The organism is Rheinheimera sp., assembly GCF_036568245.1.
Taxonomy (GTDB): Bacteria; Pseudomonadota; Gammaproteobacteria; order Enterobacterales; family Alteromonadaceae; genus Alishewanella.
In genome coordinates, this window is the sequence record NZ_DATCSY010000257.1 from 1 (window position 1) to 15877 (window position 15877).

General features: G+C 48.3%; 12 protein-coding genes, 1 tRNA gene and 1 pseudogene. All 14 read right to left on the minus strand.

The genetic code is table 11. The features are described 5' to 3' along the window. The coding region (locus VIN66_RS11765; protein WP_331924170.1) for a GTP-binding protein at positions 1-344 on the minus strand (344 nt) is incomplete at its 3' end. Positions 345-399: 55 nt separating this feature from the next. Beyond that, positions 400-2502, minus strand: coding sequence for an elongation factor G (fusA, locus tag VIN66_RS11770; RefSeq protein ID WP_331924171.1), 2103 nt, complete (start codon positions 2500-2502; stop codon positions 400-402). 23 nt (positions 2503-2525) lie between these two features. Next, positions 2526-2996, minus strand: coding sequence for a 30S ribosomal protein S7 (gene rpsG, locus VIN66_RS11775; protein ID WP_134059768.1), 471 nt, complete (start codon positions 2994-2996; stop codon positions 2526-2528). A gap of 89 nt (positions 2997-3085) precedes the next feature. After that, positions 3086-3460, minus strand: a complete 375-nt coding sequence (gene rpsL, locus VIN66_RS11780) for a 30S ribosomal protein S12 (protein ID WP_019677787.1) — start codon at positions 3458-3460, stop codon at positions 3086-3088. Between the two features lie 151 nt (positions 3461-3611). Next, positions 3612-7793: a DNA-directed RNA polymerase subunit beta' gene (rpoC, locus tag VIN66_RS11785; protein ID WP_331924172.1), complete on the minus strand. Its 4182-nt coding sequence runs from the start codon at positions 7791-7793 to the stop codon at positions 3612-3614. A 65-nt stretch (positions 7794-7858) separates the two neighbouring features. Continuing rightward, positions 7859-11884: a DNA-directed RNA polymerase subunit beta gene (gene rpoB / locus VIN66_RS11790; RefSeq protein WP_331924173.1), complete on the minus strand. Its 4026-nt coding sequence runs from the start codon at positions 11882-11884 to the stop codon at positions 7859-7861. Between the two features lie 174 nt (positions 11885-12058). Then, positions 12059-12424 carry a 50S ribosomal protein L7/L12 gene (rplL, locus tag VIN66_RS11795; RefSeq protein ID WP_331924174.1) on the minus strand — a complete coding sequence of 122 codons (366 nt, stop codon included), beginning with the start codon at positions 12422-12424 and terminating at the stop codon, positions 12059-12061. Positions 12425-12488: 64 nt separating this feature from the next. Then, a complete protein-coding gene (rplJ, locus tag VIN66_RS11800) occupies positions 12489-12983 on the minus strand; it encodes a 50S ribosomal protein L10 (protein ID WP_027672429.1) in 495 nt (164 codons plus the stop codon). Positions 12984-13270: 287 nt separating this feature from the next. Beyond that, entirely contained in the window at positions 13271-13972 is a 702-nt protein-coding gene (rplA, locus tag VIN66_RS11805) for a 50S ribosomal protein L1 (RefSeq protein ID WP_331924175.1), read from the minus strand. A gap of 3 nt (positions 13973-13975) precedes the next feature. Then, a complete protein-coding gene (gene rplK, locus VIN66_RS11810) occupies positions 13976-14404 on the minus strand; it encodes a 50S ribosomal protein L11 (protein ID WP_027672427.1) in 429 nt (142 codons plus the stop codon). Positions 14405-14524: 120 nt separating this feature from the next. Beyond that, the gene (nusG, locus tag VIN66_RS11815; protein ID WP_174978755.1) at positions 14525-15064 is read right to left on the minus strand and encodes a transcription termination/antitermination protein NusG; all 540 of its coding nucleotides are present in this window, start codon (positions 15062-15064) and stop codon (positions 14525-14527) included. A gap of 3 nt (positions 15065-15067) precedes the next feature. After that, positions 15068-15442, minus strand: coding sequence for a preprotein translocase subunit SecE (secE, locus tag VIN66_RS11820; protein WP_331924176.1), 375 nt, complete (start codon positions 15440-15442; stop codon positions 15068-15070). Between the two features lie 74 nt (positions 15443-15516). Continuing rightward, positions 15517-15593: transfer RNA gene (locus VIN66_RS11825), tRNA-Trp, on the minus strand. A gap of 166 nt (positions 15594-15759) precedes the next feature. Next, positions 15760-15877: pseudogene (locus VIN66_RS11830) on the minus strand (elongation factor Tu); the annotation flags it as partial.

Sequence of the window (15877 nt, forward strand, 5' to 3'; positions counted from 1 at the left end):
TGTGGCATTGGGCCGTCTGTCGCCGCTACTACCAGAATAGCGCCGTCCATCTGCGCAGCACCAGTGATCATGTTCTTAACATAGTCAGCGTGGCCCGGGCAGTCTACGTGTGCATAGTGACGCGTCGGTGTATCGTATTCAACGTGTGATGTGTTGATTGTGATACCACGTGCTTTTTCTTCTGGTGCTTTGTCGATTTGATCGAAAGCAAACGCCTGACCGCCGTAAGTCTTAGCCAGTACGTTGGTGATTGCTGCAGTTAAGGTAGTTTTACCGTGGTCAACGTGACCGATGGTGCCTACGTTTACGTGCGGTTTACTACGTTCAAATTTAGCCTTAGCCATGAATAGACCCTTCTTTATTTAATTGCGGCCTGCCAAAGCAGACCAAACTAAGTTATTAATATGCTTTACGCGCTGCGATGATTGCTTCTGTCACGTTGCTAGGAGCTTCTGCATAATTCAATGGTTCCATTGAATATGAAGCGCGACCCTGACTTAACGAACGCATGTTGGTTGCGTAACCAAACATCTCAGAGAGCGGCACATGCGCATCAACGATTTTGATACCACCAGGTGCATCTTCCATACCGTTTATAATACCGCGGCGACGGTTTAAGTCACCAACAATATCACCCATGAAGTCTTCAGGTGTTACCACCTCAACTTTCATGATCGGTTCAAGAATAACTGGCTTGGCTTGCAGTGCACCTTTCTTGAAGCCCATCGAAGCAGCGATTTTAAACGCCATTTCGTTGGAGTCAACATCGTGGTACGAACCGTCAAACACAGTAACTTTAACGTCAATTACCGGGTAGCCAGCAAGAACACCGTTCTTCATCTGTTCCTGAACACCTTTATCGATGGCTGGAATATATTCTTTTGGAATAACCCCGCCAACCACAGCGTTCACGAACTCGTAACCAGCACCTTCTTCCTGCGGCTCAATTTTCAGCCAACAGTGACCAAACTGACCACGTCCGCCTGACTGACGAACAAATTTCCCTTCGACTTCCGTCGCTGCTCGCAGTGTTTCGCGGTAAGACACCTGTGGTTTACCCACGTTGGCTTCTACCTTGAACTCACGGCGCATACGGTCAACGATAATATCGAGGTGTAATTCGCCCATACCAGAGATAATCGTCTGGCCGGTTTCTTCGTCAGTATGTACACGGAAAGACGGATCTTCAGCAGCCAGTTTACTTAGCGCTATGCCCATCTTTTCCTGATCAGCTTTCGTTTTTGGTTCCACTGCAACAGAAATCACCGGCTCCGGAAATTCCATCCGCTCCAGTGTAATAACGTGCTCAGGATCACATAAGGTGTCCCCGGTGGTTACGTCTTTAAAACCTATACCAGCAGCGATATCGCCGGCACAAACTGCTTTAATCTCTTCGCGGGCATTAGCATGCATCTGCACGATACGGCCTATCCGCTCTTTCTTCTGTTTAACCGGGTTATAAACAGTGTCACCTGAATTGATGACGCCGGAATAGACACGGAAGAAAGTCAGCGTACCGACGAAAGGATCAGTCGCGATTTTAAACGCCAAAGCTGAGAACGGCTCGTCATCACTGGAGTGACGCTCACCTTCAGTCTCATCTTCATTGATACCGGTAATGGCTTTTACTTCAGTTGGTGATGGCAGGTAATAAATTACATTGTCCAGCATCGCCTGAACGCCTTTATTTTTAAAGGCAGAACCACACATTACCAATACCACTTCATTGCGAAGGGTTAAGTCGCGCAGAGCCTGGCGGATCTCTTCTTCAGAGAATTCCTCGCCCTCTAGATAGCGCTCCATTAACGCTTCACTGGCTTCAGCAGCTGCTTCGATCATGTTCTGCCGCCACTCGTTACATTCGTCAACCATATCGGCCGGAATGTCTTCATAAGTGAACGTCATGCCCTGATCTTCCATATTCCAATTGATGGCCTTCATTTTAATCAGGTCGATTACGCCTTTGAAGTCATCCTCAGCGCCTATCGGCAACTGAATTGGCACTATGGTGCTGTTTAATCGCGTTTGCGCTTGTTTTACCACGCGCAAGAAGTTGGCGCCGGTTCGGTCCATCTTATTCACAAAGATCATCCGCGGAACTTCATACTTGTTGGCCTGACGCCATACCGTTTCAGTTTGCGGTTGAACACCTGATGAACCACACAGCACGACAACAGCACCATCCAGTACGCGCAAAGAACGCTCTACTTCGATGGTGAAATCAACGTGTCCCGGGGTATCAATCAGGTTGATACGGTGCTGTTCAAATTGCTGCTGCATACCAGCCCAGAATGTCGTCGTCGCAGCAGATGTGATAGTGATACCACGCTCCTGCTCCTGCTCCATCCAGTCCATAGTAGCAGCCCCGTCATGAACCTCACCGATCTTGTGAGAGCGGCCCGTGTAAAACAGAATACGTTCAGACGTAGTTGTTTTACCCGCATCGACGTGCGCACAAATACCAATGTTACGGTAGCGTTCTATTGGGGTTGTACGTGCCACAATTAATCCTCTTTAAGCAAAGCTTACCAGCGGAAATGCGCGAACGCTTTGTTCGCTTCGGCCATACGGTGCACGTCTTCACGCTTCTTAACCGCAGAACCTTTATTCTCAACAGCATCCAGCATTTCACCAGCTAAACGCTGAGCCATTGATTTTTCACCACGTTTACGGGCAGCCTCAACTAACCAACGCATTGCCAGAGCATTACGACGTACAGGGCGTACTTCACATGGTACTTGGTAGGTAGAACCACCAACACGACGTGATTTAACTTCCACTGTAGGACGAATGTTGTCCAGAGCAACTTCAAAAATGTCTAAATGTTCTTTCTTAGACTTAGTAGCTGCTAATTCTAATGCGCCGTATACAATTGATTCGGCTGTAGATTTTTTACCGTCGACCATAACGACGTTTACAAATTTGGCAAGTAATTCACTTCCGAACTTAGGATCTGGAAGAATTTTACGTTGACCTATGACGCGTCTTCTTGGCATTCGTAACTCCGATTGCTTCAGGTGATTCCAAAACTTTTAATACATAAAGAAAAAAAGTTGTTTAGTTTGGCCTTACTAACGGAGTACCGTTATTTCTTAGGCCGTTTTGCGCCGTACTTAGAACGGGCTTGTTTACGATCTTTAACGCCAGCACAATCTAATGTGCCGCGTACGGTGTGGTAACGCACACCTGGCAGGTCTTTTACCCGGCCACCGCGAATCAGAACAACACTGTGTTCCTGCAGGTTGTGGCCTTCACCACCAATGTAAGAAGAAACTTCGAATCCGTTGGTTAAACGAACACGGCATACTTTACGTAATGCTGAGTTTGGCTTCTTAGGTGTAGTGGTGTATACACGGGTACAAACACCACGCTTCTGCGGGCAAGCTTCAAGCGCCGGAACGGTGCTCTTGGCTACCTTCTGGCTGCGCGGCTTACGCACTAGCTGGTTGATTGTTGCCATTAAATACTCCTGGTTAATATATACCCAATAAACGTGAAAATTCCGGACCCCAAAATTGGGGTCGCGGAATTCTAATGGTCAAGCTTTGACCTGTCAAGGAACAAAGCCAATTGCTGCTAATTTAAGCAACAATTGACCGTATTTCCCTGTCTTATTCGTCGTTACCGGATAAGTCCATGTTCAGCGCGTCAGACAATGCCTGCTCTGCCATTTCTGAACTCATCGCCGGTTCGACTTGCTCGTTATTGCCAGCGCGTTGACGCTGACGAATACGGTTTTGGTGATACGCAAAACCAGTACCTGCCGGGATCAAGCGGCCAACAATAACGTTTTCTTTCAGACCACGCAGTTCGTCAATCTTACCGCCAACGGCAGCTTCAGTCAGAACGCGGGTCGTTTCCTGGAACGAGGCCGCAGAAATAAATGAATCGGTAGACAGCGACGCTTTGGTAATACCCAGTAACGAACGCTCGTACTGTGCTGGCATTTTACCTGCTGCTTCCAACTCACGGTTCGCGATATTTACGCGAGCCACTTCAGCCTGTTCACCTTCTAAGAACTCGCTGTCACCCGGGTTCGTGATCACGCACTTACGCAGCATCTGACGGATAATCGTTTCGATGTGCTTATCGTTGATCTTAACGCCTTGCAGGCGGTAAACGTCCTGCACTTCGTTTACGATGTAGCTGGCTACATGGTGGATACCACGTAAACGCAGGATATCGTGTGCTGACTCCGGGCCTTCCGAAATAACTTCACCTTTCTCAATGCGTTCACCTTCGAACACATTAACCTGACGCCATTTCGGGATCATTTCTTCATGTACATCACCCTGGTCCGGGGTAATTAACAGACGACGCTTACCTTTGGTCTCTTTACCGAAGCTGATAACACCAGAGATTTCCGCCAGGATGGCTGGATCTTTTGGCTTACGAGCTTCGAACAGGTCCGCAACGCGCGGCAGACCACCGGTAATATCGCGTGTTTTCGAGCTTTCCTGCGGAATACGTGCTAATACTTCACCCGCTTTCACGGTGGCACCATCGGTTACTTCGATAGTGGTGAAGCTTGGCAGACGGATTTCCTGCAGCGCGCCGTCATCCATAGTCAGAATAAGTTTCGGCTCTTTCGCGTTTGCTTTGGCCAAGTCTTTAACTACGGTGCGGGTTAAGCCGGTTAACTCGTCGGTTTGTACTTCAGTGTTGGTATCGTCAACATCACTGTGATTAACCTTAGCACCACGCTCAACGATGATTGGGTGTGAATGCGGATCCCAGTTCGCCACGATTTGACCAGCAGTGATTTTCGCGTTGTCATCTGTCGTCAGGATTGAACCGTATGGCAGTTTGTAACGCTCTTTCTCACGACCTAACTCATCAAATACCGTAACTTCAGCAGAGCGTGAGGTAATAACAATCTTGTTATCAGCATTACGTACAAACTTAGCGTTTTGCAGTTTTAACGTACCGGCCGTTTTAACCTGTACGCTGTTTTCTGCAGACGCCCGTGACGCCGCACCACCGATGTGGAAGGTACGCATCGTCAGCTGTGTACCTGGTTCACCGATTGACTGTGCAGCGATAACACCCACTGCTTCACCGGCATTGATCAGGTGACCACGCGCTAAGTCACGGCCGTAACACTTGGCACACACACCGAAGTCTGTCTGACAGGTAATTACTGAACGGACGTGTACTTCGTCGATAGAGTTTTTCTCTAACAGGTCACACAACTGCTCATCTAACATGGTGCCATCAGCAACCAGTACGTCGCCGCTTGCCGGTGATACTACGTCACCGATAACAACCCGGCCCAGTACGCGCTCACGCAGACCTTCAACTACGTCACCACCTTCGATCAGCGGCTTCATGATGATGCCCTGATCTGAACCACAGTCGGCTTCAGTTACCACTAAGTCTTGGGCAACGTCAACCAGACGACGGGTCAGATAACCTGAGTTAGCTGTCTTAAGTGCAGTATCGGCAAGACCTTTACGCGCACCGTGCGTCGAGATGAAGTACTGTAATACGCTTAAGCCTTCACGGAAGTTAGCGGTAATTGGCGTTTCGATGATAGAACCATCTGGTTTTGCCATCAGACCACGCATTGCCGCCAGCTGACGGATCTGGGCTGGCGAACCCCGTGCGCCTGAGTCGGCCATCATGTAAACAGAGTTAAACGACTGCTGTTGTACAGTGTTGCCGTCACGGTCAACCACGTCTTCTTTTGACAGGTTGTCCATCATCGCTTTAGACAAGGCTTCGTTAGCTGTTGACCAGATATCGATAACTTTGTTGTACTTTTCACCGGCGGTTACCAGACCTTGTTGGAACTGGTCCTGGATTTCCGCAACTTCAGCTTCTGCTGCGTTGATAATGTCAGTCTTCGCTGCAGGAATAACCATATCGTTAATACCTACAGACACGCCTGATAACATCGCGTAGTGGAAACCGGTGTACATGATCTGGTCAGCCAGAATAACAGTTTTCTTCAGACCGATACGACGATAAGCACCGTTTAACAAGCGAGAAATTTGCTTCTTACCCATTGCCTGGTTAATCGCATCAAAGCTCAAACCTTCCGGCAGGATTGAATACAGGATAGCGCGGCCAACAGTGGTATCACGTACCGCTGTGGTTTCTGTACGGCTGCCATCTTCAGCAAATTCTACTTCAGTGATACGTACTTTTACTTTAGCGTGCAGGCTGGCAACACCGGCGCGGAAGGCTTTCTCAGCTTCCTTGGCACTCTTCAGTAACATGCCTTCGCCTTTAGCGTTAATCGCTTCACGCGTCATGTAGTACAAACCTAATACAACGTCCTGAGAAGGAACGATGATAGGTTCACCGTTAGCTGGTGATAGAACGTTGTTAGTCGACATCATCAGCGCGCGCGCTTCTAACTGAGCTTCTAACGTTAACGGTACGTGTACCGCCATTTGGTCACCGTCGAAGTCGGCGTTATAAGCCGCACACACTAACGGGTGTAATTGAATGGCTTTACCTTCGATCAGTACCGGCTCGAACGCCTGAATACCCAGACGGTGCAGTGTTGGTGCACGGTTGAGTAATACCGGGTGTTCACGGATAACTTCGTCCAGAACGTCCCATACTGCACCTTCTTCGCGCTCTACCATCTTCTTGGCAGCTTTGATTGTCGTGGCTAAACCACGCGCTTCCAGCTTGCCGTAAATGAAAGGCTTGAACAACTCCAGTGCCATTTTCTTCGGCAGACCACACTGGTGTAAACGCAGAGTAGGACCTACGGTGATAACCGAACGGCCTGAGTAGTCAACACGTTTACCCAACAGGTTCTGACGGAAACGACCCTGTTTACCTTTGATCATGTCCGCTAATGATTTCAGCGGGCGCTTGTTGCTGCCGGTAATAGCACGGCCACGACGACCATTATCTAATAACGCATCGACCGCTTCTTGCAACATACGCTTTTCGTTGCGCACGATAATATCCGGTGCTGACAGGTCTAACAGACGCTTCAGACGGTTATTACGGTTAATCACGCGACGGTATAAGTCGTTCAGATCTGAGGTAGCGAAACGACCGCCGTCCAGCGGTACCAGCGGACGTAAATCCGGCGGCAGTACTGGCAGCACTGTCATGATCATCCACTCTGGCTTGTTACCAGAGGTATGGAACGCTTCCATCAGTTTCAGACGCTTGCTGATTTTCTTACGCTTGGTTTCAGAGTTTATGGTTGGCAGCTCTTCACGCATTTGCTTGATTTCAGTTGCCAGATCAATGCCTTTTAATAAGTCCAGAATTGCTTCTGCACCCATTTTGGCTTCAAACTCGTCGCCATGCTCTTCCAGCACGTCTAAGTATTCTTCTTCAGTCAGCATCTGACGACGCTCTAAAGACGTCATGCCAGGCTCTGTCACTACATAGCTTTCGAAGTACAGTACGCGCTCGATATCACGCAGTGTCATATCCAGCAACAAACCGATACGGCTTGGCAGTGATTTTAAGAACCAGATGTGGGCAGTTGGACTGGCCAGTTCAATATGGCCCATACGCTCACGGCGTACTTTAGTCAGCGTAACTTCAACACCACATTTTTCACAAATAACACCACGGTGCTTTAAGCGCTTGTACTTACCGCACAGACACTCGTAATCTTTTACCGGGCCAAAGATACGGGCACAGAATAAGCCGTCGCGCTCTGGTTTAAAGGTACGGTAATTGATCGTTTCTGGCTTTTTCACTTCACCAAATGACCATGAACGGATCATGTCCGGCGAAGATAAACCGATACGGATAACATCAAACTCTTCGGTTTTAGTTTGTTGTTTCAGAAACTTTAATAAGTCTTTCACCTTAGCTCTCCTGTAAGAGGTAAACCGGAATGGGGCAGTTGCCTGCCCCCCAACTCAAGGTCGGTTTATTCCTCTTCCAATTCGATGTTAATACCGAGCGAACGGATTTCTTTCATTAATACGTTGAAAGATTCTGGCATGCCAGGTTCCATTCTGTGGTCACCATCCACGATGTTCTTATACATCTTGGTACGGCCGTTAACGTCATCCGACTTAACAGTCAGCATTTCTTGCAGCGTGTACGCTGCGCCGTATGCTTCAAGTGCCCACACTTCCATCTCACCGAAACGCTGACCACCGAACTGAGCTTTACCACCCAGCGGCTGTTGCGTTACTAAGCTGTAAGAACCGGTAGAACGCGCGTGCATCTTATCGTCTACTAAGTGGTTCAGTTTCAGCATGTACATGTAACCTACGGTAACCTTACGCTCGAAGGTATTACCGGTACGGCCATCATATAATGTGATCTGACCGCTAGACGGTAAGTCACCCAGTTCAAGCAATTGCTTGATTTCGCTTTCTTTAGCACCGTCGAATACCGGTGTCGCAACAGGTAAGCCTTTACGCAGGTTTTCCGCTAAACGACGTACTTCGTCATCGGTAAAGCTTTCAACGTCCACGTCCTGGCGTGATTCACCCAGTGCATACACTTTCTTCAGGAAGTCACGGATTTCCGCCGTTTCTTTCTGGTCTTTAATCATCGCATCGATCTTGTCACCGATACCCCGGGCCGCTAAGCCTAAGTGGGTCTCTAAAATCTGACCGATGTTCATCCGCGAAGGTACGCCCAGCGGGTTCAGTACGATATCAACCGGCTTACCGTGCTCGTCATATGGCATATCTTCTACCGGAACGATAGTTGAGATAACACCCTTGTTACCGTGACGACCCGCCATCTTATCGCCTGGCTGGATACGGCGTTTAACCGCCAGATACACTTTAACGATCTTCAGTACGCCCGGTGCCAGGTCGTCGCCCTGCACGATCTTACGGCGCTTGGCTTCGAACTTCTTATCGTACTCAACACGAATTTCTTCGTACTGAGCCGCTAGCTGCTCCAGATCGTTCTGTTTATCTTCATCGCTTAAGCTTTGGTTAAACAGTGCGTCGCCTTTCATCGCGTCCAGCTTGGCGCGGTCCACACCGCTTTGTTCCAGCAGGTTACGGGCACGGTCAAAGATACCGGCTTCCAGGATACGGAACTCTTCATTCAGGTCTTTCTTCGCCTGTTTGACTTCCATTTCCTCGATTTCACGCGCGCGCTTGTCTTTTTCTACGCCATCACGGGTAAATACCTGAACGTCGATAACAGTACCGGTTACAGAGTTAGGTACGCGTAACGAGGTGTCTTTAACGTCAGATGCTTTTTCACCGAAGATAGCGCGTAACAGCTTCTCTTCTGGCGTTAACTGGCTTTCACCTTTCGGGGTGACTTTACCAACCAGAATGTCACCACCTTTTACTTCAGCACCGATATAAACGATACCGGCTTCATCCAGTTTGCTCAGAGCTGACTCACCCACGTTAGGGATGTCGCCAGTGATCTCTTCAGGGCCAAGTTTGGTATCGCGGGCGATACAGCTTAATTCCTGAATATGGATAGTGGTTAAACGATCTTCCTGTACCAGACGCTCAGATAACAAAATCGAGTCTTCGAAGTTGTAACCGTTCCACGGCATGAACGCTACGCGCAAGTTCTGACCCAGAGCCAGTTCACCTAAATCGGTAGACGGACCGTCTGCCAGTACATCACCACGTTCGATTGGCTCACCATGGTTTACACATGGACGCTGGTTAATACAGGTGTTCTGGTTAGAACGGGTGTACTTAGTCAGGTTGTAGATGTCGATACCGGCTTCGCCTGCTACCATTTCATCTTCGTTAACCTTAATAACGATGCGGCTAGCGTCAACATAATCGATTACACCGCCACGTTTCGCAACTACAGTAACACCTGAGTCTTTCGCTACTACGCGTTCAATACCAGTACCTACCAGCGGCTTATCGGCGCGCAGTGTCGGTACCGCCTGACGTTGCATGTTCGAACCCATCAATGCACGGTTAGCATCGTCGTGTTCAAGGAACGGGATCAGTGCGGCTGCAACAGACACGATTTGCTGAGGAGCAACGTCCATGTACTGCACCTGATCAGCAGGCATCAGGGTAAATTCATTTTTATAACGGCAAGGTACTAACTCTTCTGATAAACGATTTTCGTCGTTCAGTTCAGCGTTTGCCTGTGCGATAACGAAATTGCCTTCCTCGATGGCTGACAGGAAGTCGACTTCATCGGTTACCACGCCGTTTTCGATACGACGGTATGGTGTTTCCAGGAAGCCATATTCGTTAGTCTGAGCAAACATTGACAGTGAGTTAATCAGACCGATATTCGGACCTTCAGGCGTTTCGATTGGACATACGCGACCATAGTGAGTCGGGTGTACGTCACGTACTTCGAAGCCGGCACGCTCACGCGTTAAGCCGCCCGGGCCTAAAGCAGAAATACGACGCTTGTGCGTTACTTCTGACAATGGGTTGTTCTGGTCCATAAACTGAGACAGCTGGCTAGAGCCGAAGAACTCTTTTACTGCCGCTGAAATCGGTTTAGCGTTGATCAGATCCTGCGGCATAACTGCATCTAAGTCACCCAGTGACAGACGCTCTTTAACCGCACGTTCAACACGTACTAAGCCAACACGGAACTGGTTCTCAGCCATTTCGCCAACAGAGCGGATACGGCGGTTACCTAAGTGGTCGATGTCGTCCACTTCGCCTTTACCGTTACGGATATCGATTAAGACTTTCATTACCGCCAGAATGTCCTCTTTGCTCAGTACACCGGTACCGGTGCCTTCTTCAAAGTTAACGCGACGGTTGAACTTCATCCGGCCTACCGTCGATAAGTCGTAGCGGTCTTCCGAGAAGAACAGGTTATCAAATAAGGTTTCAGCTGCATCACGCGTTGGTGGTTCACCAGGGCGCATCATGCGATAAATTTCTACCAGCGCTTCCATACGGTTGGTGCTTGGGTCAATACGAATGGTTTCGGACACATAAGAGCCCTGATCCAAATCGTTGATATACAGAGTTTCAAAACTCTCGTAACCGGCTTTTGCCAGTTTTGCCAACAGCTCCAATGTGAGCTCTGCGTTCGCCTCGGCAATAATCTCTCCGGTTGAACGGTCAGCGTAATTTTTCGCCAGCACACGGCCTACCACGTACTCGTGTGGTACTTCCATCATGGTCAGACCGGTTTTTTCCAGCTGACGCACGTGGCGTGCAGTAATACGACGGCCTTGTTCTACTATGACTTCGCCATCGTTGTCTTTAATGTCAAATGCAGCGGTTTCACCGCGCAGGCGGTTTGCTACAACTTCCATTAACAGCTTGCCGTCTTTGATTTCAAACTTAGTGTTTTCAAAGAAGGTGCTTAAAATGTCTTCGGTGCTGAATTCCAACGCGCGTAACAGGATCGTGGCCGGTAATTTACGACGACGGTCAATACGCACAAACAGGTTATCTTTGGCATCGAATTCAAAATCTAACCATGAACCACGGTAAGGAATAACGCGGGCGTTATATAACACTTTACCTGAAGAGTGGGTTTTACCACGGTCGTGATCGAAGAATACGCCTGGGCTGCGGTGTAACTGAGATACGATTACACGCTCAGTACCATTGATCACAAAAGTACCGTTTTCAGTCATTAATGGGATTTCGCCCATATAAACTTCCTGCTCACGGATATCTTTGATCGTGCCTGGTGCTTCTTTATCGAATAACACCATGCGCAGTTTTACACGTAATGGCGCTGAGTAAGTAACACCGCGGATCTGACATTCTTTTACGTCAAATACGGGCTCCCCGATGCGGTAGCTGACATACTGCAATTCAGCACTGCCTGAATAGCTTTTAATAGGGAATACAGAGCGGAATGCGGCTTCTAAACCGTAATCTCCTTCCGGATCAGGCTCGATAAATTTGCTGAACGATTCAATCTGGATCGACAACAGGTATGGCACATCCAATACTTCCGGACGTTTGCCGAAGTCCTTACGGATACGTTTCTTCTCAGAATAAGAGTAAGTCATGGGGTTCCTCAGCTTGCTGATTTTTTTCCCAACAACCCTTCCGGGTCGTGTTTGATACCAGCCATAGTATCAACAGGGGTGGGGAAATCATTGTCCCACAGCGCAAAAAGGCCGGTGATTAATTCATCACCAGCCCAGCCTGAACTTCAGGCGAATAATCCGGTATAAGCCGGATTATTTAACTTCAACAGAAGCACCAGCTTCTTCAAGTTCTTTCTTCAGAGCGTCAGCTTCAGCTTTAGAAACGCCTTCTTTGATTGGAGCTGGAGCGCTCTCAACCAGGTCTTTCGCTTCTTTCAGGCCTAAACCGGTAGCGCCACGTACTGCTTTGATAACAGCAACTTTGTTCGCACCAGCACCAGCCAGAACAACTGTGAACTCAGTTTGCTCTTCAACAGCAGCAGCTGGACCAGCAGCTACAGCAACTGCAGCAGCAGCTGAAACACCGAATTTTTCTTCCATTGCAGTTACTAACTCTACTACGTCCATTACAGACATTGCAGCGATAGCATCTAAGATTTGATCTTTAGTCACTGACATTGCTCAGATTCCTAAATTAGGGGACTTATCCCGATTAAACTTTACTTTCAAACCAAACGTAAAATTACGCGGCTTGCTCTTGTTTTTGGTCGCGAACCGCGGCAATTGTACGTACAAGTTTGCCGGCTGCTGCCTCTTTCATGGTGCTCATTAAACGTGCAATAGCTTCGTCGTAAGTTGGTAACGATGCTAACACTTCAATGTTTACTGTGGCGCCATTGAAAGCCGCACCTTTCAGTTCGAAGTTCTTGTTCTCTTTCGCGAAATCTTTGAAGATACGCGCTGCAGCACCTGGGTGCTCTTTAGAGAAAGCAATTAACGTCGGACCTACGAATGCATCTTTCAGACACTCAAATTCGGTGCCTTCTACTGCACGGCGAACCAATGTATTACGGACAACTTTCATCCATACACCAGCTTCACGCGCTTGCTTACGCAGCGCAGTGATATTGCCTACAGTGACACCACGAGCGTCTGCGACTACCGCAGATAAAGCACCTTTGGCAGCTTCCTGGACTTCAGCAACAAGTGCTTTTTTGTCTTCAAGCTTAATAGCCATTGGCTCTTAACTCCTGGTTCATCCGGGCATGATTGCCCGTTTGCCTACACATCGCCCTGCGTTGCCACAAGGCGCGCGATTTACGGTGAGACCAGAAGGAATCTAATTCTTTCTGGGGCCTACACCGTCTGCGTAGGTTTGTTATTTTAAGTCACGCTTTTCCAAAGAAATTTGTGACACCTACGGTCTTGGACGGAAGCCGTCATTTGGTTAAAAATGCGGCTTCTACCCTAAAAAATGAGCGCAAGATTGTAAAATAATCAAGCTACTCTGTAAAGCGATACAACTTAGATAGCAGCACTCAGAGACGCCTGGCTCAGGGCTAAACCTGCACCGTGCGTAGAAGAGATAGTGACTTTCTTGATGTAAACACCTTTAGCTACTGATGGCTTCGCACGTTTCAGTGCAACCAGCAGCGCTTCTAAGTTTTCTTTCAACTTGTCAGCATCGAAATCGATCTTACCGATAGTTGAGTGAACGATACCGTTCTTGTCGTTGCGGTAACGAACCTGACCGGCTTTCGCGTTCTTCACTGCTTCTGCTACGTTAGGCGTAACAGTACCAGTTTTCGGGTTAGGCATTAAGCCACGAGGGCCTAAGATTTGACCTAACATACCGACCACACGCATAGCGTCTGGAGAAGCGATAACTACGTCAAAGTTCATCTCGCCTTTTTTAACCTGTTCAGCTAAGTCTTCCATACCAACGATGTCGGCACCGGCAGCTTTAGCAGCTTCAGCGTTTGCACCCTGAGTGAACACAGCAACACGAACAGTACGGCCAGTACCGTGAGGCAGTACAGTCGCACCACGCACGTTCTGGTCAGATTTACGGGCGTCGATACCCAGGTTTACTGCTACGTCAACGCTCTCAACGAACTTGCCAGCAGTTAATTCTTTTAACAGAGCAACAGCTTCGTTGATGTCGTATTCACGAGTTGAATCCACTTTAGAACGGATTAACTTAGCGCGTTTAGTTAATTTAGCCATCTATTAGCCCTCCACCACTAAACCCATTGAACGGGCAGTACCTTCGATAGTACGCACCGCAGCGGCATGATCAGCAGCAGTCAAATCTGGCTGCTTGATCTTAACGATCTCGTCAACCTGAGCTGCAGTGATTTTGCCCACTTTCTGGGTGTTAGGACGACCTGAACCACCTTTTAAGCCAGCTGCTTTCAGTAATAAGAAAGACGCTGGGGGAGTACGGGTTTCGAACGTGAAAGAACGATCGCTATATACAGTAATTACTACTGGGATCGGCATGCCTTTTTCCAGGCTTTCTGTACGGGCGTTGAAGCCTTTACAGAATTCCATGATATTCACACCGTGTTGACCCAGCGCCGGACCTACTGGTGGCGACGGGTTAGCCATACCGGCTTTAACCTGCAGTTTGATAAGTGCAGTGACTTTCTTTGCCATGTTTCACCTCTGTTTCTGGGTCATAGCCTTGTAAGTGCGAGGACACTTACTCGAGCGGCTTCCCAACGTTAAAAAGGGCGCAGATTATATTTTAATCAGCGCCCGGTTACAATCGCTAAATTAAGCTTTTTCGACCTGAGCAAATTCCAGGTCAACCGGCGTAGAACGACCAAAGATCAGAACCGACACTTTCACGCGGCTCTTTTCATAGTCAACTTCTTCAACCACGCCGTTAAAGTCTGCGAATGGACCTTCAGTAACACGTACCACTTCACCGGCTTCAAACAAGGTTTTCGGCTTCGGCTTGTCTACGTTATCCTGCAGACGATTTAAAATGGTCATTGCTTCTTTTTCGGAAATAGGTGCCGGGCGATCTGAAGTACCACCGATAAAGCCCAGTACACGCGGTACACTCTTCACTAAGTGCCACGCCTCTTCGCACATTTCCATTTGCACTAGTACGTAGCCAGGGAAGAACTTGCGCTCAGATTTACGCTTTTGGCCAGCGCGCATTTCTATTACTTCTTCGGTAGGTACCAGCACTTCACCAAATTTATCTTCCATCTGGTGGATTTTGATGTGTTCACGCAGAGAGGTAGCAACCCGTTGCTCGAAGCCAGAGAAGGCCTGCACCACATACCAACGCATCTTTCCTGCCATGGTTTAGATCCCCAATCCTGTTAAAAATGATACAACGCGTAATAAAATAGCGTCCAAACCCCACAGCAGCAGGCCCATAATTACTGTAGCGACCAGAACAACTAAAGTTGTTTGCATTGTTTCCTGCCTGGTAGGCCATACCACTTTACGGACTTCGGTGCGCGACTCTTTGGCGAAGTTAATAAAAGTTCTGCCTTTATTTGTCTGTGCTGCCACAGCGCCGGCAATAACAACCAGCACCACGATAGCAATTGCTTTTTCTAATGCAGTTAACTCATACAGGTAGTTACCTACCACCGCCAGTGACAAAATAACAAAGACCAGCAACCATTTGACTATATCAAATCCGCTTTTTGGGGTTTCACTTGCTGCGTTCATGCTTTGACTCACTTCACCTTGACTTGCTTATAGCAACACACTACCGGCCAAGCTAAAACTTGACCGAAAAATATTGGCAGGGGCAGAGGGATTCGAACCCCCAACCATCGGTTTTGGAGACCGCTGTTCTACCAATTGGAACTATGCCCCTACAAGGTTGTAAACCAGGCAGTTGTGCCGGGTTTGCAAATAGCCGCTCATTATACTGTCTTAGTAAGCTAAAACAAGCTTAGTGGCCTTTATTGCTTAACTTTTCCTGCAGCCTTTTGCACAAGAAACAAAAAAGGCCCCTAAGGGCCTTTTTCAATCTCAGCTTATTAAGCCAGGATTTTTGATACTACGCCAGCACCAACTGTACGGCCACCTTCACGGATTGCGAAGCGTAAACCTTCGTCCATCGCGATTGGGCAAATCAGTTCAACAACAAACTTCAGG